Here is a 20,080-nt window from a genome sequence, read left to right on the forward strand (position 1 = left end):
GGTGTGCGAAAGCCTGCGCGTGATGTACGGAACGGGTGCGTCGCGATAGGTGCCACACATCAGGCGCCCTCACGGAGGTGTGCCAGCAGGTGACGGACGTCACGTCTCTCGCCCGCACGCGATCTGCGCCGTCCCGGCGACCGCGGGTTCGGTCGTCCTTCATCTGTTGTTCATCTTCGTTCACGCGCATGTCTTCGTCCAGCGTGCAAACCTTCGGACCTACGCCGGCGGGCGAAGGTCCACCGGCCAGTACAAGTACTCCGCCTTCGCCCCGGAAGCGTCGCTCGCGTCAACGAAGATGTCGTATCTCCCTGGGCGGAACGCCCGCCCGAACTTGAGCCTTACCAGAAGCGGCGACGTAGTGGCGTTGGACTCGAAACCTATGGCGAGTTCGGCGAATTCGGGGTGCTCGCGGACAGGGTAGCCGTTGACGTTCACCCGAACTGAGTTGATGTCCAAAGACTTGAGAGCCGCGAGTTCGCGCCCCCCGCGCGGAATGGCGGGCCAGACCTTGAAGACGAGCTCGCGATGGCCGAACACCATGTGGGTCAGCTCTTCTTGCGTGGGCATCTCGCGACCTCCCGGAAGGTCGCTTCCATCGCGGTTGACGACCGTTATGACCGGCTTCATCGAAGCCGCGAAGTCCTTGCGCGCCGCCTCGACCGACCGCTTCTTGAGGAGCACGGCGTTGGCGAAGGCGAGGATGGCTTCTTGCACGGGCGCGCGACCGTCTTTGGCCGTCGCGCCGATGCTGTCGAAGCTGTTCGTGATGAAGGCGTCCACCGACGGCTTTGCGACCTTGTTCCAAAGTGCGTCAGCGATGAGATCGGATCTCAGCAGGGGTCCTATCACGGGAGCGCCATCCAGTGCCCGAAGGGGATTCTCGATGATGTCCACGGTGCGTTCCACCGTCTTCGTGCCGATGCTGCCGTCCGGCGAGGACAGCGATGACGCCAGGGAGTATGCGATCTTGAATATCACGGTTCCGGGATACTTCACCCCCGTGGTATCGAGCGGGCCGATGGGCCGGTCCGATGGACGGGGCCGCCGTCCCATGCGCGCGAGGTGGGCTATCTCTTCGAAGCTCTTGTAGAAGAGCCCGCTCAGCACCCGTTCCACGGACAAGTCGATGTAGTCCGACTGCACGACCTTGGCGGCCTCCCGCCGGATCTGGGGCTGGCGGAGCCGCACGAGATGTTGCATCACGTGCATGCCCAGGAGGATGAGGTTCATGTTACTCCACAGGACGGGGATGTGGTCCTCCGGCAGGCGCACCGCGCCGTCGAAATCCTCAGACGCCAGTGTGATGATGTTCGTGTTGCCGTTCTTGAGGGTTGACAGGCGAGGGAGCGAGATGTTCTCTAGACTGTGGCCGTCCGGCCCGAAGACGAGAAGGCTGTCCACGAGAAACTCCGTGAGCCCGTGGTCGGCCAAGTTGTAGCGCCTGAGAAACAGCGCCGGGTAGTCGTGACCGAGGACACGGTGGGAGTCGGAATACCCCGAGAACGTTGTAAGCTCGTCGGCTATGGCGTCGGGCGGGTCACAGAGACGCCCTCGGCCGTCGGTGCAAGCGTAGTGGGCGTGCCAGTCAGCAAGCTGGTGCGACAGCCACCCGCACGCCACGGCGAGGTCACGCAGCCGATCTTCCTTGCTGTGCCAAGCATCCTCGGGAAGACGGCGCCAGGTGTCGATGAGCGTGTACCCGAAGTTCGGGATGCCCTGCGCGTGGTCGGGGATGGAGTTGTGGGTATAGTCGTACGCTGTGAAGTTGTTGAGCGTGTGGTAGCTCGAGATGGCGTCGGCGCTGTTGGCGGCGAGTATGTACGCGTTCTCCACCTCAGGCGACGAGGTGAGGAGGGCGAGGAGTTCCTGGTTGATAGTGCGCTCGCCGCGCTCGGGGTGAGCCTCATCGCCGCACGCGTTTCCGCTGAGTTCGGCGTCGCCGCCACGGTCGGCGTCGAGTTCCTTCGCCCTTTGGAGGGCGGTTCTATTGATGTGGACGTGTGTAAAAGGCCCCCACATGAAAGCGGGGAATATGGGACCTAGGAGGGCTCCAAGGGCGATGCGCCGGAATCGAGACACGGTCATCCCCTCCCTGTGGATCGCGACTATCGTGGCCGTGCAGATGCTGCACAATTACAGTATGCGGATCGTCGCGTGACGGCGCCAGACCCATCATCAGCGAGGCTTCCCAGCCCCTCCAGCCCGGTAAGGTCGAACTCCGGCGTGAACGACGAGTCTTGAGACGCGAAATCCTGCATGAAGCCGTTCTCCAGCCCGATCTCATCGAAGTGGTCCAGAACCTCATCATACTCTTCAGGAGTAAGACGGCGGTTGAGCTCCACGTGCCGTGGCGAGAGGTGCGCCGGCACGTACTGAGACATCACACTGACGTAGGTGTCCCTAGGGAGGTTCGCTCCGATCCAGTCGAGCACCTTCTTGCTGTCCTCGGCAAGGCCCGGTAGGACGAGGTGCCTGACCAGAAGGCCGCGGGCCATGATCCCTTCCGACGAAAACATTGCGGAGCCGACCTGTCTCTGCATCTCGAGGATCGCGCTCGTCGCGCGGGCGAAGTAGTCGCGCGCCGCCGAGTAGTGACTCGCCGGCGCCTCGCCGGAGTACTTTAGGTCGGGCAGGTAAACGTCCACAATGCCCTCGAGCAGCGCAAGAGACTCTGGGAGCTCGTACGCATTGGTGTTGTATACGACGGGGATCGCGAGACCCTGGTCGCGTGCCATGCGAACGGCCCACGCCACCTGCGGCAGAAAGTGCGATGGCGTCACGAGATTGATGTTGTGCGCTCCTTTGCGGGCGAGTCTCGAGAAGACCTCGGCGAGCTCCGGCACGGTGATGTCTTTGCCGAATCCTCCGTGGCTTATGGTGTGGTTTTGGCAGAAGACGCAGCGGAGGTTGCAGTGGGAGAAGAACACGGCACCCGAGCCGTTGGTCCCGCTCACACAAGGCTCCTCCCAATGGTGAAGCGACGCTAGGGCCACCCTTGGCAAGGCGCCGGCGCCGCAGAAACCCGTCTCCCCGGCAAGGCGGTCTTTCCCGCACAGCCGCGGGCACAAGCGGCAGTTGCGGAGCATTCTCAAGAGGTGCTCCGGCATGCCGCCGAAGGCGTCTTGAGACGATGACCCGCCGGTGAGGTTCATGTGGCCCTGGGAGCGAAGTCCACGGGGGTGTCCGGGCGGGTCACACGCGCGGCGCGCGGCCCGTGATGTAGAGAGATTCGATGGAGTGCTGGGAGTGTCGCGTGCGCTACTCACACCGCAACACCCGAACATTGACCCTTCGCGAGCGCGGGCCGTCGAACTCGCAGAAGAACACCCCCTGCCAGGTGCCGAGCGCGAGATCGCCGCCTTCGACCGGAATGGTTGCGGAAGATCCCACCAGCGTCGCCCTGATGTGAGCGGCGGCGTTCCCCTCCGCGTGGCGGTAAGCCCCGTGCCTCGGTACCATCCTCGTCAGCGCTTCGAGGATGTCGCGCGCCACGTCGGGATCGGCGCTCTCGTTGACGGTCACGCCCGCCGTGGTATGCGGCACATATACCAGGCACACGCCGCGTTCGACTCCCGACTCGCGAACGAGCCTCCGCACGTCCGCGGTTATGTCAACCAACTCATCCTGGGCTTTCGTTCTGATGCCTAAGGTGCTCACTGTCATGACACTCAACTCCAATCGCCATGATCCGACGGCCTCTTTCTACCGCTCCCGTGTTTCCCTCACGTTTCTCCTTCTTTGCCGCGCCTAGGGGCCGGCCGGAGCTTCGCCCCGGGGCGTTCATTGCGGTGGGCCACGCCGAGCTGGAGGCGCTTCGCGCACTTGCCGTCTTATCGCGCCCCCTGGCGCGTCCGTAAACCCCCACACGCGCGCGCACACGCTCGGCCTCGGCCGCATGATAGGGCGGCTGCACGTCGGGTTGTCTGCCGTGCGCCTCGCGCCGCTGTCTTATGCGATGAACTCCCGGACGGCACGGTGTATTCGCTTCAGTGCATGCGCTTCAGTGTACGTGCTTCGCGCGCACGCGACACACCGCCCTCGGCTGAGGACGCGCCTTCAACCGAGGGCGCGCCTTCAGCCGAGGGGCCAACCGAACGCCACCGCCGCGCCAAGCCCGACTCCCGCGAGCACCTCTAGGGGAGTGTGGCCGAGGAGCTCGCGGAGGCGCTCCTCACGGACACGGTGTGTCTTGTAGAGGTCATTGACTATTCTGTTGATGACCCGCGCCTGCCTCCCGGCGGCGCGCCTGATTCCGGCCGCGTCATACAGCACTATCAATGAAAGCACCGAAGCCACGGCGAATATGGGCGAGTTCCAGCCGGATATGCGCCCGACCATGATTGACATGCCCGAGACCAGGCTCGAGTGTGAGCTCGGCATGCCCCCGGGGTTCACCAGGCGCGTGAAATCCGGTCTGCGATTAATCGCATAGTCCACGGCGAACTTCAGCACCTGTGACATGACCCAAGCCAGAAGCGGTGCGAGAAGCGCTGGGTTTCGCAAGACCAACCCTTTCACCTCGGATTCAGATGATTGGGACCCCGACCGTTGTCCCGTCACCTATTGGAAGTTGGAGGCCTCCTCATGAGATCCCCCGTCATGAGATCTCCCGTCCGTCGCGCTGTGACGGACGTCAGGGCAGCCCGGCCGGGCGGTGTCCCCGCGTGGAGTCATGTCAATCATACTTGCCCGCGCGGCGCCTCCGCGACATCCGCAACGACGGCACCGGTTATGCGGACCAGATTCGTGGGAGCGATCGAAAACAGGCTTTTGGGCGTGCCTGCCGCTGCCCATATCTTGTCATACCGGAGCAGATCGCGGTCTAGGAAGATCTCCAGGGCCGACTTGAGTCCGACGGGAGGAACGCCGCCAATTGAGAAACCCGTGATCTCGCGCACTGGTTCCGCGTCCACCTTTTCCACGGGCGCGTTCGTAAGGGCTGAGAGTTTTCCGATCCACGGACGGCTGTGCGCTCGATTACATCTTAGTTTTCAGGTTCGCGAGTGTCAACGTTTGTCCCGCCGAGGGTACACCGGGCTGCGGCCGTCGTTCTGCGCCTGCAGTCCGGCCTCCATCCCGAGATTCGTTTGACGCGGGCGTGAGAACGCCCGAAGCTGGGCTAGGCTCGCATTGGTCTCGTTATCGTCGTGATGGTATGTTCATCCATGCGTGGTATAATGATACCGGAATGTTCCGAAGAATTGGCTTCCGAAGGGTCGACGAATTCCGTTCCAGGGGCGGGCAAGGCCCAACGCCCAGAGCGGAAGGCACGAGCGGAATTCCTGGCGAGAAAGCGTTGCGACCTTTGTTGCGCGTGGTTTGAGGAGCGCAGCGACACAGAGAGCCGGGCGACCCGATGCCCAGTGGGACGAGCCCAGTAGAACGACTAGATAGGCGGTGATACTGGTGGCCGGTTACGAGTCTGCGGGACAGTTTCGGAGCGTGTTCCGTCTGATGGTGGATCTCATGAGGTCAGACCCAAGAGTCCTTGGGGCGAGCCAGGGGCTGAGCCTCACGGTCGGCTTCGCCATCACGGACCTGGACGAGACCTTCCTTCTCACCTTCCAGGGTGGCGAGATACGCGGCGAAGCTGGTGCGGACATCACGTCCGCCCAGATCAAGCTAACCATGGATAGCGAGACTTTCGATGGTGTGTTCAGCGGCGAGGTGGACCCGATGGGCGCGGCCATGTCGGGCAAGATCGCATTCTCCGGAGACCTGGGCCTTGCCATGAACCTCCTTGGAGTGGTGGAGGACCTGCGAAGGATGTACAAGGCGGCCAGGGCGCAGGCTGAGACCGCCTGAGTGCATCCTCATCCGAGAGCTTAGTCAAAGTGACCAGGGACCCCACGTGCCAACCTCATGCGTCTACCAGGGGGGTGATGCCATGAGAGTCCGGGATCTGCTGTTCGTGGCGTTGCGCAACTCGCACGTGCGGCTTGCAGAGTCGTTCCTCATAGTCCTCGGCATAGCCCTGGGGGTCGCCGTCGTAGCGGCGTTCGGCGGCCTGATTGGGAGCGTTGGGGTGCAGACCCGTATGTTCGCCGAAAGCCCTGTGGCTTGGGAAATAGCGGTAATTCCGCGGGAAGAGGCGTACTCGGCACTCTGGGAAGGGGGCACCGGACGGGTACCTGCCGTGCCGGTAGGTCCTGCAGGCACGCCGCCTGCCCGCCTCACCATGCGCGACCTCGAGCGGTTCAGGGACGCCGTGGCTTCCGCGAAATGGGTGTACGTGTGCGAGCACATCGGCTTGCCGCTGCGGCCCGCGCTTCCCTCTCCGGAGAACACGCAGGACCCGCAGGGAGAGATGGCTCGGCCTCCATGGAGAGGATTCGTGGAACTCGTGGCCACGGTTCCCGAGTACTTCCAGGCGTATGGCCTGAAGTTGCGCGAAGGCTCGTTCTTCGTTGACGAAGATGTCGCGTCAGGGGCTAGGGTAATGGTCGTCGGGGATAGGCTTGCGAGGCACCTTGCAGGCGACGCGTCTCCGCTCGGGCAAGAGCTGGTGCTGATAACGGGATCGCGGGGCGGTGGTGGTGAGCAGAGCACACCTAGGTATACGGTGATAGGAATGCTCGAGCCCGTTTCGACGCCGATCGATGGGGAGCGAAGCGGAGGTTCGGCCCTGCCGGGGCCCCTCAGCCAACTCGACACGTTTGGGTTCATCCCAGTGACCTCCGCGCCGGGCTATGGAGGCGAAGATGAGGAACTGCAGGAGATCCGGGTCATGCCAGCATCGGCAGATGCGGTAGCGACCACCCTTGATGAGTTGAGGCGGTTCATCGAGCGGGAGTATCACGGGAGTCTCACGATCCGATCGGAAATCGACGACATGAGATGCGCCATGCGCCAGATGCGCAGTCTCGCAGCAGGTGTCCTGGTCATCGCCTCAGCCGGGATCGTGATCGCCTCCATCAACATCCTCAACCTGATGATGGCCCGCGTTCTCCGGCGTACGAAGGCCATCGGGCTATCCCTCGCGCTCGGCGCGAGCCGTCGGGACGTGTTCGCGCAACTCCTCGCCGAGTCGTTGGCTCTCGGGATCGTCGGGGGCGTCACAGGGATTGGACTTGCGTGCGTTGCGGTGGGGCTCGTCTCCAAGGTGACTCGGGGACTGACGGTGACTGTCGGCCCATGGGGCATCCTTGCGGGGGCCGGAGCGTCTCTCGCGGCGAGCGTGGTGTTTGGGCTGTATCCGGCTCACCTCGCCGCCAGGACGGTTGCGGCGGACGCGCTTCGGGGGGACTAAGGCCATGCTCTCGATAGCCCTCACGTCCGCGTATCACAACGTCAGGCGTCGCCCGCTTCGGGCCGTCCTCACTATTCTGCAGATCGGCGTCGGGATCGCGTGCGTGGTGTCGGTCTTGAGCTACAGGATGAACGTCTCGGCGTGGATAGGCCGCATGATGCGCGAGGGAGAAGACATGGTGGTCGCCACCGGAGGCAGAGAGGGACGAAACGAGTACGGTGGATGGACCCGCGAAATCTATGCACTGTTCTCGAACGAGGACGTCTCCGAGATCGCCTCTTTGCCTGACGTTGAGGGAGTATCGCCGTTCACGCCGAGACCGTTGTTGACGGTAGACGCCGCCAACACCCGTTACCTCGTGAACGGTGGGGCATCGGTCGGGCCCGACTATGCCCGGGTCTGCGGGCTCGAGACGGTAGAGGGCGCGTTCATCACCCAATCGGACGTGGAGAGCGGGTCGAGTGTGGTCGTCATATCGGAGAACCTAGCGAAGATCCTGTTCGGCACGGCACCGTACGTTGGCAGAACCATCGAGGTTGTTTCCGCGCAACGCGGAGCGTCACCTAAGGCGGGGGGTGGGCGTTCCGCGGCTATGCCGACCTACCGGGTGATCGGCGTGTTCCGAGAGAACCGCATTCATGCGGGGACTCCCTTCCTCGTGTCGTACTGGGAGGCTCCGCAGATCCTGTGGCCGGCCACGGTGGATCCGCTGAGCCCAATGGGCATCTCGTTTCGCAGTGCCGTGTCATCCCCAGGAAATGCATACCCCTACACGACTCTGGTGATCAGGGCGAAGGCCGGCCGGGGAGCGGCCGTGAGAGAGCACGTGAGGGCTATGGTGTCCGGTCGCGGCGGGCCTCGGGACCCGTGGGCGGGCTCGGCGACGCTCGACAACGGCAACGGAGACGACGATGCCTCCGAGGCGTCGGTCATGTTCGAGTCCTCCGCGGAGACGGCGCGGATGCTCACCCGGTCGATGTCAGATCTTACGCTGCTTCTGGGGGGCGCGGTCTTCATCGCCCTCGTGGTAAGCGCCATCGGCATACTCAGCATAATGATGGTCGGCGTGGTCGAGAGGTCGAGGGAGGTGGGCCTACGGCGAGCGTTCGGGGCATCGCGCGGGTCCATCGTCCTGCAGTTCACGTTCGACTCCGTTGCGATGTCTCTGGCCGGAGGAGTCCTGGGCGTCCTCGCATCCCTGTGGCTTTATCCCTTCCTGGATACCACGGTGTTCACGAGGATGAGCATCTTTTCAGACGCCCGAGTGGGCGGCGGCCTGTCTCCCGTGGCGGTGCTCGCGGGTCTCGGTCTTGCTATCGTGTTCGGAGCGGTATTCGGGTTCGTGCCGGCGCTCCAAGCCGCAAGGGTGGAGCCGGCCGAGATCCTGAGGGAGTTGTAAGAAGCTCAACACCGACGTGGGAGGGCGAACCATGGGACATGACGAGCGGCAGACCGACGCCAGTGCCAAGCGGTTCGATCCCATAGTGAGACGGCCGCCGGCGGTGCGTGGCGGGCGGTTTCGGAGGGACGCCGGGCTCATCGCGTTTGTCGTGGTCGTGCTCGGCGTCGTGGTGGCGGTGCCCGCGTATCTCCTCATCCCTCGGGAGAGGCCATATGTGCTTGCGAACTACACGTATGCCGAGGTTAGGCTCGGGGAATTCCATGACGAGGTCGGCGCTCCGGGCACGGTTGTGCCTGCCCGCACTGTGGAGGTGAGAGCAGGTTCCGGAGGCATAGTTCAGGAGATCATGGTGGCACCGGGCGAACGGGTAGACTTGGGCGCTCCCGTCTGTCAGCTCCACTCCCCGGAGCTCGTCACGAAGCGAGAGGACGCTCGTCACCAGGTGCTTTCGGCCGAGGACAGCCTTGCGAAGGCGCGGCTGGACGCGTCCCTGACCGAGAAGCGCCTCGAGCGCGAGCTCGCTGAGGCAAGGAAGACGCTCGCCGCGGCGCAGGCGAAGCACGCGGATGCGCGGCAGCTTTACGAGGCGGGTGCCATCCCGAGAAGGCAGGTGGATGAGGCCCAAACCGAGGTGGACCGGGCGCAGTCGCAGGTCGAGACAAGGGAGTTGGAGTTATCCGCGGCGAAGTCGGTGGGTGCGCTCCAGATCGATACCTGCGCGCGGCAGCTCGAGGCGGCGCGATCGAGCCTGAAAAGCATAGAGGACGCCATCGCCGGTCTCGTGCTGCGGTCGCCCATCCAGGGGACGGTGCTTGACGTTCCCGTGGTGCCAGGTGCGATGGTAGGCCAAGGTACCGTAGTCGCTCAGGTGGCGGACCTCAAGCGTCTTGTGGTAAAGGCGAAGGTCAGATCGTTCGACGTGCAGCACGTCACCGTCGGCCAGCGGGCCACGGTCATCATCGGCGGGGCGAGCCTTGGCGGGCGAGTGCATACCGTGGCGCCCAAGGCCGATGAGAGCGGGGAGGGTACCACAGTGGAGGTCGTTGTCGAGCTTGACTCTCCGTCCAAGGACGTGCTGCCCAATAGCGCGGCGTACGTCGAGATCCAGGTGAGAGAGCGCCGCGGAGTGTCGTACCTTCCGCGCGGGGCATACCTGGCTAGCGGGCAGGAGATGTTCGTCTATGTGGTAGAAGGCAATCGGGCGTATCAGCGGGACGTGCGGTTCGGCAAGGCCTACGACAACGCCGTAGAGGTCTTGGACGGGCTTTCCGCGGGCGAGAAGGTAATCACGTCCTCATACGAGGAATTCAAACACAGGCGTGAGATCAAGGTGCTGCCTGAGGGGGGAAGGGCGCAGTGAGCGGACACGGCGAGAACACCGGGAAATGGCCTTTCATCCAGCTTCGAGATGTTGCCAAGGTATACGCCATGGGCAGGGTGGATGTAGCCGCTCTGTTCAGAGTGACGCTCGATGTGGAGCGCGGAGAATACGTGGCGGTGATGGGCCCATCCGGCTCGGGTAAGTCCACACTCCTGAACATACTAGGAGGGCTTGACGTGCCGACTTCAGGCAGGTACTTGCTTGAGTCAGTGGACATATCGAGACTGCCAGACAGGGAGCTCGCCAGAATCCGTTGTCGCCACTTCGGGTTCGTATTCCAGAGCTACAACCTCTTCCCCGAGTTCAACGCTCTCGAGAACGTGATGGTGCCCATGATGTATGCGAACATTGGCGCCGCTGAACGGAGAAGGCGAGCGGCGGGATTGCTCGAGTCGCTCGGCATGGGCCCGAGGATGCGGCACTATCCGAGCCAGCTCTCCGGAGGCGAGCAACAGCGCGTTGCCATCGCGAGGGCGCTTGCCAACGACCCCGATGTCATCCTGGCGGATGAGCCCACAGGGAACCTCGCTACTCAGCAAGGCAGGGAGATCCTTGCCATATTCGATGACCTCAATTCACGGGGCGTCACGATAGTGATGGTGACGCATGACGAAGGCGTTGCGACCCATGCAAAGAGGCTTGTGCTCCTTCGAGATGGACGAGTCGAGAGCGATCGGCGAGTGGCGTAGCAAGCGAGCACCAAGGCCCCGAGTCACAGTGCGGGAGCGCTACAGTGCGGGAGCGCTTAGGACTTGTGACTTGTGAGAGGAGCGCGGTCTACCGAAGCGGATGGCCAAAGGGGGCGAGTGCAGCGCCGGCCACGGAGAAGTCATTGGAAAGGAAAGGGAACAAGGATTGACGCGTGTTTGCATGAGCCATGCAGATCCGTCCGGAAGGCGTAGCAAGGCAATGGAGCAAGACCAGGTTCTTCGCATCAGCATCACGGATCTGAACCACTCGGGGGAGGGCGTCGGCAGGAAGGACGGGCGCGTGGTCTTCGTGCCGTACGCGGCGCCTAGCGATGAGGCCCTCGTCAGGATAGTTGAGGAGCGGCGGGGATTCGCCAGGGCGGAGCTCCTCTCGCTCGAAAGGGAGTCCCCCAACAGGGTGCTGCCGCCGTGTCCCGTGTACCTCCAGTGCGGCGGATGCCAGCTCCAGCACATCTCGTACGACGCGCAGCTGGCCTACAAGAAGCGCCGTGTGGAGCAGGCCTTGAGGCGTATAGGCAAGTTCGACGGCGTTCTCGTCAAGGATTGTCTCGCCGCGCCTTCGACCTTCCATTACCGCAACAAGGCCAAGTTCTCGTATTCCTCCCGCGGCGGCGGCGCGGACGTGCCGGACTTTGTGTCCGGGTTCTACGGCCGTCGGACCCACGACGTGGTCGACCTCAACGAGTGCTTGATCCAAAGCGACACGAACAACGAGGTGTTCCAGGCGCTGAACGCCATAATCGCGCGCGGGGGCGTACGCGTGTGGCAAGGCGGGGCGGCGAAATGCGCTGGAGCGGGTGGAAGGGCGGCCGCTGGCGGGGCGATCAAGCACCTCGTGGCTAGGTGCGGCCGCGAAGGCGCGCAGGCCATAGCGGTGCTGGTGACCGCCGAAGGACGTCTTCGCGGGATCGAGCGAGTTGCCGATGAACTCATGCTTGCCGTTCCCAAGCTGGCAGGGGTGGTTGAGGAGGTCGAGCCGGCGAAAGGCCGTGGCAGCGGGGGGAGGGACGAGGAGAGCGCGTGCGGTGGCCACAGAGACGACGGAGAGGGGGTCCAAGGCTCCGGAGCAAGGCCCCTGCGCGACGACGCTCCCAGGGTGGTGAGGGGCGTGGGCTTTTTCCGTGATCGCGTGCTCGGCCTCGAGTTCACCGTGAACGCGGCCTCGTTCTTCCAGGTCAACGCGGAAGGCATGGAGGTGCTCTACGAAGAGGTGTTGCAAGCCGCGGACCTCTCCGGGGGTGAGGTGGCCCTCGACGCATACTGCGGCGTTGGGACCATTACCCTTGCTCTCGCGCGCCAATGCAGGCACGTGTACGGCGTAGAGGAGTCGCCGTCGGCGGTTGCCGACGCTAGAGTGAACGCGACACACAATCGCGTAACGAATTGCTCTTTCGTGGCGGGACGGGTGGAGGACGTGCTCACGGCGAAGATTCTTCCACGCCACGTGCACACGGTGGTGCTGGATCCCCCGCGCGCGGGATGCGACCCCAGGGCCCTTCATGCGCTGTCCCTGCTCGGCCCCGGTCGTATAGTGTACGTGTCGTGCGATCCGGAGACCCTCGCCCGCGACTTGAGGATTCTGGCAGACAGTGGTTACGAGGTGGCAAGCGTGCAGCCGGTGGACATGTTTCCGCAGACTTCCCACGTTGAAACGGTCGTCCTGTTGTTGGCCGGCTAGCCAGGTAGGCCGATTGCGCAGGAAAACGGACCGACCGATTCCCGGACACCTCCTCTTGAGGGTCGCGAGGCAGCTCGCAGACGAATGCGTCAGCCCGCCGGTGAAGGCCGGCGATGTCCTTGTCCGCGATGTCATGGGAACGGGCGCCAACGTGGTGGCCACCAGCGATCTTGACGACTCCTGCGACTCGCCGACCCCCGGAATCAGGGGAGGGACGTGTGGCCTCATTGAGGCTCGCGTCTCGCGGGGCGAGGGTGCTATTGACATCCGCTTTCCCCCACGGTAATCTGGTTGCAAACCACATTGGGGGCATCGGCGATGGTCAGCGCAACGATCGAACTCTCGGGCCACATCATCGACTCTCGGATCCTCCCGAGGGTGATGGACGCAATCATGGACATGGGCGGAGACTTCCACATCGAGGAGATCAGGGTCGGTCGAACGAAGCAGGACACGAGCTACGCGAGAATCGAGATCAAGGCGTCGACGCCTCAGGCTCTGGAGGACATCGTCGAAAAGGTGCAGAGCCTCGGCGCGACCGTCGCGGACCAGGAGGAAGTGGTCTTGGAGGCGGCGACGAAGGACGGAGTATTCCCGGAAGGTTTCTATTCCACGACGAATCTCGACACTTTCGTGAGGGTGGCGGGGTCGTGGGTGCCAGTACGCGACATCGAGATGGACTGCGGTATTGTGGTCGACGCCACCTGCGCGCCGCCGGTAGCGCGCTGCGTGCCGCTCCACCGTGCCAGAGCTGGCGACCTCTTTGTCGTGGGATCCAGGGGCGTAAAGGTCGTGCCGCTCGAGAGGGCGAGGCATCGCGAGATATTCAGCTTCATGGGGAGCGCCGTGTCGAGTGAACGGCCGAAGGCCCTGGTCGTCGAGGAGATCGCCAGGGCCATGAAAGACGTCAGGACTCGCGGCAAGAAGGTTCTCGCCGTTGCGGGCCCCGCGGTCATTCACACGGGCGCAGGCAAACATCTTTCCGCCTTGATCCAGGCCGGCTACGTGAACGTGCTTTTCGCGGGAAACGCCGTAGCGGTCCACGACGTCGAATCCGCGCTCCACGGCACTTCCCTCGGCGTGTACCTCGAGAACGGCGCGGCGGCCGCGGAAGGTCACGCCCATCACCTCCGCACGATCAATACCATACGCAGGTTGGGCGGGCTTCGCGCTGCAGTGGAGGCCGGGGTGCTCAAGAAGGGCGTCATGCACTCGTGCATCACTCATGGGGTGGACTACGTGCTCGCGGGCTCTATCCGGGATGACGGGCCGCTCCCAGATGTGATCACCGATACTGTGAAGGCCCAGGACGAGATGCGCCTCAGGCTGAAAGACGTCGAGCTGGCGCTCATGCTGGCCACCATGCTCCATTCCATCGCCACCGGGAACCTGCTCCCGAGCCGGGTCAAGACCGTGTGCGTGGACATAAACCCCGCCACCGTCACCAAGCTGGCAGATAGGGGGAGTCTTCAGGCCGTGGGAATAGTGAGCGACGTGGAGTGGTTCCTCAAAGAGCTGGTCGCGCGGCTGGTGGCTTGAGGGCGTGTGGACGGCACCGGGGCAGCGGCCGCGGCACTTGCCAAGATGTTCGCGGAGCATTTCTCGCGGTTTTCGGACATCCCCGAAGCTGTGAGGGCCGCTGGGCCCAGGGTGTAGCTGGAGGCCCATCGAGGAGGCCGGGGATGGCGCCGCCCCGCGCCGAGGGCCGTTTCGCGTGCCGAGCCTGAAGGAGCGCGTGTGGCGCCGTCGAAACATAGCGCTGAGGTCTTGAGAATATCGTGAGAAGGGGCGCACGGTGTGCAGCCGGCCTGCGGCTTCGGTTGGGGAGCGAAAGGCGGGTAGGCCGGGGAAGCAAGCCGCAGAGTCGGGCAATCGCCCCAGGGTTGGGCTGACGCCAAGGGGGTGGGGACGCGGTGCGAAAGAAGGTCGTGGTCCTCGGCGTCGTCGGGCTGGCCGTCATCTCCCTGGCAGTGCTCCTTCGCATGGGGCCGCCGTCCGGAGAGGGCGACGCCGCGAGCGTCCGCCAAGGAGCTACCGGCAACAGGATCGCCATCGCTTACCTGCAGGGGCCCATCGCCGAAGGGCGCTCCTACATGTCCACCACCGGTACGGTAACGCCGAGGCTTGTGGCTAGGTACCTTGAGAAGCTCGAAGCAGACCCTTCGGTGAGGGCGGCCGTGATCAGAATAGACAGCCCGGGCGGCTCCGTGGCCGCGTCCCAGGCGATAGCCGGAATGATCGAGGAGTTCTCCAAACCGATCGTCGTGTCCATGGGGGATATCGCTGCCTCGGGCGGTTACTACATATCTGCTCCGGCGGACCGCATCTTCGCCATGCCCGGCACCATGACCGGATCCATCGGCGTGATAACGAGCGTGATGGATCTCCACGGACTGTACGAGAAGCTGGGCATAAAGGACCAGATAATCAAGTCCGGCCGTCACAAGGACATGTACCAGCGTACACTCACACCGGAGGAACGTGATCTCATTCAGGGTCTGCTGGACGACGCGTACGAGCAGTTCGTGACCTACGTTGCCGTTCATCGCGGCCTGACGGTGGAGAGAGTCCGGGAGCTTGCCACGGGCGAGCTGTTCTTGGGGAGCAGGGCGGTGGAGCTCGGGCTAGTGGACGCTGTGGGCGATCTTGACGACGCGGTGGCTGCGGCTGCGGAGCTGGCGGGCGTGAAGTCTCCGACGGTGTACGAGGTCCCTCCGCCCATCTTCGTCGTAGATCTCTGGAGCTTGCTCGGCGATGTGGGCGCTCTCATGGACAGTCTCATCATGAGCCCGGAGGAACGCCTCCTCTTGCGGCTGCGAGATGATCCCTTGCCGGAACTGCGTTACTAGGTGGGAGCGAGGGGAGGATGGACATGTCTGACGGAGTCTTCGACTGGCTGTACGGGGTCCTCGCGGAACCGTCGGAGGCGCTTCGAGCGGTGGCAGCGAGAAAACCCGTCGGCTGGGCGCTCGCGGTCATCGTCGGGACCGCGACGCTCCTAGCCGCGGCGGGGGTCTCCCAGACCAACTTCGCCGCATTGACGGGGGCGACGTTCGACGAGTTAGCGCGCATCGAGCTTACCGTCGCCGTCATCCTTTCAGTCGCGGGCTGTTTCGTCATCGTCGGGCTTCTCCATCTCGTCGCTCGCCTCTTCGGGGGTCGAGGGAGCTTCCCAGGGCTTCTCTCTGCCATGGGATTCGCCCAGTTTCCCTCTTTGCTGTGGCTGCCTTTCATGGCGCTCGCGCGCGTCGACGGGCCGGTGGCGGCGGGCCTGTCGACCGTGGGGTTCATCGGGATCGCTATCTGGGTGGCGGCTCTGTGTGTAGTCTCTTTGCGGGAGACCCACGGGTTGTCGACCGGCGCCGCCGTCGGCGTGTGCGTGTTTGGCGCAATGATTCCGGTGGTGGCGGTGGCAGGGTTGATCCTCCTGGGGATCGTGCTTGCCGGCGCCATCGGCGCGGCGTGGCTCGGTGCATTCTGAACGATGTGGGAGCGGGGCTCGCCCTCGCGTCGCCTGGTCAGTCTTCGGGCGCGAGGGAATCCATGTCAAGCCTCGCCTTCTCCGCCTCGTAGTAGTCGTACGAGGCAGGGAAGCCCAGCATCCCGCCCACGAAGCTTTGCGGCCACTGAGACCTGAAGGTGTTGTAGTTCCTTATGGCTACCTGCCAATCGTCGAGGGCAGTGCGTATCTCGTTGACGGCTTCCTCCAGACCTCTCATGGTTTGCTGCACTATGGGCGGCGAGAAAAGCTGAGGGTACGCCTCGCGCAGGGCGTTCACGTTGACCGAGAGAGCGAGGCCCTCCGCAGCTTCGCGGAACTGCGTCGCCGCCTGCACCGTCTTCTGAGGGTCCCCCTCTGTCGTCGCCGCTGCGAACTCTTGGGCAGCTCTATCCACTGCCTCGGCGCGCGCCCTTATGACGTCAGTGAGCGTGTCTTTCTCATGTTCCAGGAAGTCCTTCTCTATCGCCCACAGTCCTTTGATCTTCTCGCTCAACGTCTCGAGTGCGGCGCCGTATCGTCCTTCCTGCGCCAACACGCCCTGCTGTAACCCGACCAAGCCGCGCTGAGTCTTCATGATCCAAGAGAATCCCGCAATCACCACAAAGCCGATGGCGACCAAGCCCGCGATCCCGAAAAGGCATCCTCTTCTCAATGCTCTCCCTCCCCGTAGACCTTCCGAACTATGTCGTCGATGTTTCTTGCGATGGACACCACGGCCCCGTCGATGTCGTCGGCGTTCGCGTAGGAGGCTGCTTCCTCCACGACCGGCCCGAGGTCGGAAGACGTGAGGCGCGGCAGTCCTCGCCCAACGCTGTACCAAACCCGTCCCCCCTCGGGACGGGCGTCAGGTATGATCAGAAACACGAGGCCGTTGTTTTGTCGGGGACCTTCACGTGCTCCCAGCATGAGCCAGCGCCCGTAATGAGTGGACCATTCCGCGGGGTGCCTCACGCCGCGCTGCACGACTATCACGGTTTCCGCGAGGCCGTCGGATCTCAGGGATTCAAGCGTTTGGTCAGCGGCCTTGACCGCCTCCTGCCCCACGAGGCCATCGGGGTCGACCACCCAGTATCGGTCCAGGGCCGGAAACGGTGGATCGCCCGCAGGAACGTCGACGTTTTCATCGTACGGCCTCGCGCCTGAGGACGCAGCTGGAGACCTCGCGCCCGCACCAGAGCCCACGGTCGCGCGCGCATCCGGACCCGTGCTCAAGCCCCCGCCGCGGCATCCCGCTGCGGCTGAAAGGAGCCAGACGCACATGGCGGCCGTCAGGAGCACGCGCACCATGGAGCTGAACTGCAGGATCCGCACCCTTCCGCCGCTCGCGCAAAGGCCGTCCGTCCGTGGGATCTCGCCCGAGCTCGAGGGCTCCGACACGCCCCGGAGGCGTTCCGCCGCCCCCCGCGACGAAGGGGCTGCGCCGTCGAACTTGCGGGCGCAGCCGGCCCCTCCTCCACCCGCGCACGCGCACGCACACGCGCAAGAGACGCACGCGCACGCGCATGACACGCACGCACATCCGATGGAGCGCCCCCCGAACCCGCCACCGCCGCCGGACTTGCGAGGTCCCGAGGAGGCCTGCCTTCCACTCGTCGGCGAGGATCCCGACCTCGACCCCCACGCTGACCGGCCCACAGGAGGAATGGGTAGGTAGGTGCCGTAGTATATCCCACGTCTACCTGTATATCCTCCGCGAGAGGCCGCGCCAAGGATGATCATGGTGAGGACCAGGACCACAGCGATGACGATCAAGACGAATACCGCGGCCGACGCAGCGGATGCTGCCCGATCGGCTCTCTCATCTGCCGTCCCTGCTCCCCCTGCGTGTGGACCGCGCCTTGCTTGCATGTCTGGAAAGAGGTCGGAAGAGAAAGCGAAAGTCAGCTTGAGACGTTCGCCCGGTTGAAGCCGAGCGGTCCAGACCACTTCGCCACCGGTCTTCTGAGAGGGCTCCGGCGAGGCATAGAGGAGATCCGCATCATCGCCAGGGTTGTCGAGACGCACTTCCAGTCGCTCCGTCACGGCGCGGTCATACCAGCCAGGAATGAACACGAAAGTGACGGCGTCGCCCTTGCGGTAGCCCATCCCCTCCTGTCGCACCCGGAAGGTGAACCTGAAGGTCTCGCCCGCCGAGTACTCGCGGTCTAGATCAACCCTTACCCCACTCCAAGAGCCGAAGTCCGCTCGAGATACTCGTGCTGCTGCTCCTTCCCCTGAAAGGATCGTGTAACCGTGACCTGGAAGTCCTACGGTGACCCACGGAATACGGCCACCGGTCACCCGCCATTCCTGGGAGTAGTCGGCTATCCAGCTTCCGTCCGGTTGCGGGGATATGGTCACGATGTAGTTGAGTATCCGGTATGTGCCGGTATCCTCGGCCGCGAACGCACGACTCGCCACGGCGCCTGGAAGACCGCCGGGACCGGCCGCGGCGCCGGCGACGCACACCAGCACCATCACAGCGATCGCCCAGAGTGGCGTCTTCGTCATCTCGACCGCCTCCCGTCTCCGGCTTCCTCTGTGCGCCGTGCGCCGCGTCGCGCGCAGCTCTTTGCGCCGTTCCTTGCGCCGCCTCTGGCGGGGTCTCGCGTGGCGTCACTTGTGCTTGTATCCCCGGAGCGGCCCTCGTTCGAGCGACCTTCAGGGATGATGCGCGCCACTGCGGCTGGCCTTTGCGGCGACTTGTTCGCGCCGAGCCTTTCCAAGGGACACCCGCCGCCGCACACCGAGAAGTGCTGGCATTGCTTGCACTCGGACGGGGCGAAGCCGTGCGCTCTGATCCTTCGGGCGAGCGGGTGGTCGAATATGCGCTTCCACGGCATGGTGAGAATGTTCCCGAGACCTTCGTCGTGGAGCCACGACTGGCATGGCACGACGACCCCGTCGGGCCTCACGGCCATGTTAGTGTGGCACGCCGAGCACGATTTCGCTCCGAGGCCCATCGCTACGGGGTTGAGGTCATTGTAGCACGTCGGTGTGAACCAATTGAACTCCAGACCGAGCCCTTCCGCGATCGCTGCGGCGTTTGCAAGCACCGACGCAAGGTCGCGCGTCTTCAGGGCTTCGGGATGTCCTACGCCACGTCCGGCAGGGATGAGCGTGTTGCACCCGACGTACCTCACGCCTCTGGACGCAAGGAATCTGAGGAGATCGGGAAACCCCTCGGCGTTGGATCTCGTCAGCGTCGTGTTGGTTGAGACGTACATGCCCTCGCCCAGGGCCGCCTCGATACCTGCTACCGTTTCCTTCCATGCGCCTTGCGAGCCGACGATGGACTCGTGCACCGCGGGATCGGCGGATTCTATGCTGACCTGCACGTAATCCAAGCTGGCCGCTTTGAGCTTCGATGCGAGCCTGGCCAGCGCCCTGCCGTTGGTGATGAGGCCCGTCACGAACTTCTCGGCGTAGCGCACGAGCTCCACAAGGTCGGGCCTCATCGTGGGCTCGCCCCCGGTGAAGTTCACCATGGGGACCCCAGCGTTCCACAACCTATCGAGCACGCGCTTCCACGACTCAGCATCGAGTTCTCGAACTGCCGGCATGTCTGCAGCGTAGCACCAGGCGCACGCGTTCTGGCATCCTGAGACGCCCATGGACGAGATCATCAGATCCATGCGCGCGGGCGCCCGCCACTCCATCTCCGTCATCACGCGACCGGGAACGCCGCGGTCTTTCGGACACGCGCCTCGCGCAAGCTCGACGATCAGCCCGTATAAGTAATCGATGTCCTCTTCCACCTCGGCAAGGGGCACCCTCGGATACAACGTGCGAACTCGCCCAGCCGTCTCGCGTTTGACCTCGTCCCAGGCTTGCCTGGACACCTCCGCTCCCGGTCTGGTGCCCTCCTGCGCGACCTCCATCAGAGCTTGCACTATGTCGGCGTTGCTCTCGTCCAGGAGCAGGAGCTGGCTGCCGTTTATCCACAAGAGGTTTCTGGGTCGTCTTGCGAAGGCCGGCACCACCGGCCCGCCCGCGCGCCTGAGATGGAGGCGGATCACGCCCGGCCCCTCCGGGTCAATCGTTATGTGGAACATCCCGGGCGCCCTGGAAAATCGGCGGAGTCTTCCAGCCAACCGACTCCCTCCTTTCTGGATCAGAATGACGCAATTGGCGCCGCGAGTCAAGGGCAAATCGCCCTCGTCCTCCGCCATCGCC

Annotated in this window: 18 protein-coding genes; 10 read left to right on the forward strand and 8 right to left on the reverse strand. The window is 64.0% G+C overall.

The genetic code is table 11. The features are described 5' to 3' along the window. Positions 1-219: 219 nt before the first annotated feature. From NUW12_07040 to NUW12_07060, 5 genes are all read right to left on the reverse strand, one after another. On the reverse strand, positions 220-2,082 hold the full coding sequence (locus tag NUW12_07040; GenBank protein MCR4402525.1) for a zinc dependent phospholipase C family protein: 1,863 nt from the start codon (positions 2,080-2,082) through the stop codon (positions 220-222). A gap of 26 nt (positions 2,083-2,108) precedes the next feature. Next, positions 2,109-3,089 carry a radical SAM protein gene (locus tag NUW12_07045; GenBank protein ID MCR4402526.1) on the reverse strand — a complete coding sequence of 327 codons (981 nt, stop codon included), beginning with the start codon at positions 3,087-3,089 and terminating at the stop codon, positions 2,109-2,111. Positions 3,090-3,261: 172 nt separating this feature from the next. After that, positions 3,262-3,666 carry a secondary thiamine-phosphate synthase enzyme YjbQ gene (locus NUW12_07050; GenBank protein MCR4402527.1) on the reverse strand — a complete coding sequence of 135 codons (405 nt, stop codon included), beginning with the start codon at positions 3,664-3,666 and terminating at the stop codon, positions 3,262-3,264. Positions 3,667-4,077: 411 nt separating this feature from the next. Further along, positions 4,078-4,506, reverse strand: a complete 429-nt coding sequence (locus NUW12_07055) for a divergent PAP2 family protein (protein ID MCR4402528.1) — start codon at positions 4,504-4,506, stop codon at positions 4,078-4,080. Between the two features lie 176 nt (positions 4,507-4,682). After that, positions 4,683-4,958, reverse strand: coding sequence for a hypothetical protein (locus NUW12_07060; GenBank protein MCR4402529.1), 276 nt, complete (start codon positions 4,956-4,958; stop codon positions 4,683-4,685). A gap of 451 nt (positions 4,959-5,409) precedes the next feature. Here NUW12_07060 and NUW12_07065 point away from each other — a divergent pair, with 451 nt between their 5' ends. From NUW12_07065 to NUW12_07110, 10 genes are all read left to right on the forward strand, one after another. Further along, positions 5,410-5,808, forward strand: coding sequence for an SCP2 sterol-binding domain-containing protein (locus NUW12_07065; GenBank protein MCR4402530.1), 399 nt, complete (start codon positions 5,410-5,412; stop codon positions 5,806-5,808). Between the two features lie 82 nt (positions 5,809-5,890). Beyond that, entirely contained in the window at positions 5,891-7,252 is a 1,362-nt protein-coding gene (locus NUW12_07070; GenBank protein MCR4402531.1) for an ABC transporter permease, read from the forward strand. A 4-nt stretch (positions 7,253-7,256) separates the two neighbouring features. Then, positions 7,257-8,651 carry an ABC transporter permease gene (locus NUW12_07075; GenBank protein MCR4402532.1) on the forward strand — a complete coding sequence of 465 codons (1,395 nt, stop codon included), beginning with the start codon at positions 7,257-7,259 and terminating at the stop codon, positions 8,649-8,651. A 31-nt stretch (positions 8,652-8,682) separates the two neighbouring features. After that, positions 8,683-10,014 (forward strand): efflux RND transporter periplasmic adaptor subunit, encoded by a 1,332-nt coding sequence (locus NUW12_07080; GenBank protein MCR4402533.1) that lies wholly within the window; start codon positions 8,683-8,685, stop codon positions 10,012-10,014. 68 nt (positions 10,015-10,082) lie between these two features. Continuing rightward, a complete protein-coding gene (locus NUW12_07085; protein ID MCR4402534.1) occupies positions 10,083-10,724 on the forward strand; it encodes an ABC transporter ATP-binding protein in 642 nt (213 codons plus the stop codon). A gap of 220 nt (positions 10,725-10,944) precedes the next feature. Then, positions 10,945-12,423: a 23S rRNA (uracil(1939)-C(5))-methyltransferase RlmD gene (gene rlmD / locus NUW12_07090; GenBank protein ID MCR4402535.1), complete on the forward strand. Its 1,479-nt coding sequence runs from the start codon at positions 10,945-10,947 to the stop codon at positions 12,421-12,423. Continuing rightward, positions 12,335-12,709, forward strand: a complete 375-nt coding sequence (locus NUW12_07095) for a DUF1667 domain-containing protein (protein MCR4402536.1) — start codon at positions 12,335-12,337, stop codon at positions 12,707-12,709. Before rlmD ends, NUW12_07095 begins: the two co-directional genes overlap by 89 nt. A 32-nt stretch (positions 12,710-12,741) precedes the next feature. Beyond that, a complete protein-coding gene (locus tag NUW12_07100) occupies positions 12,742-13,962 on the forward strand; it encodes a TIGR00300 family protein (protein ID MCR4402537.1) in 1,221 nt (406 codons plus the stop codon). Between the two features lie 374 nt (positions 13,963-14,336). After that, complete coding sequence (gene sppA, locus NUW12_07105; protein ID MCR4402538.1) at positions 14,337-15,272, forward strand: signal peptide peptidase SppA; 936 nt, start codon at positions 14,337-14,339, stop codon at positions 15,270-15,272. Between the two features lie 23 nt (positions 15,273-15,295). Further along, a complete protein-coding gene (locus NUW12_07110; GenBank protein ID MCR4402539.1) occupies positions 15,296-15,904 on the forward strand; it encodes a YIP1 family protein in 609 nt (202 codons plus the stop codon). A 37-nt stretch (positions 15,905-15,941) separates the two neighbouring features. On the opposite strand, the gene NUW12_07115 is transcribed toward NUW12_07110, so the two are convergent. Genes NUW12_07115 through NUW12_07125 form a run of 3 tightly spaced genes read right to left on the reverse strand, consistent with a single transcriptional unit; the run spans position 15,942 to position 19,998 of the window. Next, the gene (locus tag NUW12_07115; protein ID MCR4402540.1) at positions 15,942-16,577 is read right to left on the reverse strand and encodes a LemA family protein; all 636 of its coding nucleotides are present in this window, start codon (positions 16,575-16,577) and stop codon (positions 15,942-15,944) included. Continuing rightward, the gene (locus tag NUW12_07120) at positions 16,574-18,415 is read right to left on the reverse strand and encodes a TPM domain-containing protein (GenBank protein ID MCR4402541.1); all 1,842 of its coding nucleotides are present in this window, start codon (positions 18,413-18,415) and stop codon (positions 16,574-16,576) included. Before NUW12_07120 ends, NUW12_07115 begins: the two co-directional genes overlap by 4 nt. Then, positions 18,412-19,998 (reverse strand): radical SAM protein, encoded by a 1,587-nt coding sequence (locus NUW12_07125; GenBank protein MCR4402542.1) that lies wholly within the window; start codon positions 19,996-19,998, stop codon positions 18,412-18,414. The genes NUW12_07120 and NUW12_07125 overlap by 4 nt, the downstream gene beginning before the upstream one ends. Between the last annotated feature and the right edge of the window lie 82 nt (positions 19,999-20,080).

Source organism: Bacillota bacterium, from assembly GCA_024653485.1.
In the GTDB taxonomy this organism is placed as follows: domain Bacteria; phylum Bacillota; class SHA-98; order UBA4971; family UBA4971; genus UBA6256.

Bases quoted from the DNA above. Each gene is read 5' to 3' on its own strand.
- NUW12_07045 (MCR4402526.1), bottom strand. From the start codon at position 3,089: ATGCTCCGCAACTGCCGCTTGTGCCCGCGGCTGTGCGGGAAAGACCGC.
- NUW12_07050 (MCR4402527.1), bottom strand. From the start codon at position 3,666: ATGACAGTGAGCACCTTAGGCATCAGAACGAAAGCCCAGGATGAGTTG.
- NUW12_07070 (MCR4402531.1), top strand. From the start codon at position 5,891: ATGAGAGTCCGGGATCTGCTGTTCGTGGCGTTGCGCAACTCGCACGTG.
- NUW12_07075 (MCR4402532.1), top strand. From the start codon at position 7,257: ATGCTCTCGATAGCCCTCACGTCCGCGTATCACAACGTCAGGCGTCGC.
- NUW12_07080 (MCR4402533.1), top strand. From the start codon at position 8,683: ATGGGACATGACGAGCGGCAGACCGACGCCAGTGCCAAGCGGTTCGAT.
- NUW12_07085 (MCR4402534.1), top strand. From the start codon at position 10,083: ATGGGCAGGGTGGATGTAGCCGCTCTGTTCAGAGTGACGCTCGATGTG.
- rlmD (MCR4402535.1), top strand. From the start codon at position 10,945: ATGGAGCAAGACCAGGTTCTTCGCATCAGCATCACGGATCTGAACCAC.
- NUW12_07100 (MCR4402537.1), top strand. From the start codon at position 12,742: ATGGTCAGCGCAACGATCGAACTCTCGGGCCACATCATCGACTCTCGG.
- NUW12_07110 (MCR4402539.1), top strand. From the start codon at position 15,296: ATGTCTGACGGAGTCTTCGACTGGCTGTACGGGGTCCTCGCGGAACCG.
- NUW12_07120 (MCR4402541.1), bottom strand. From the start codon at position 18,415: ATGACGAAGACGCCACTCTGGGCGATCGCTGTGATGGTGCTGGTGTGC.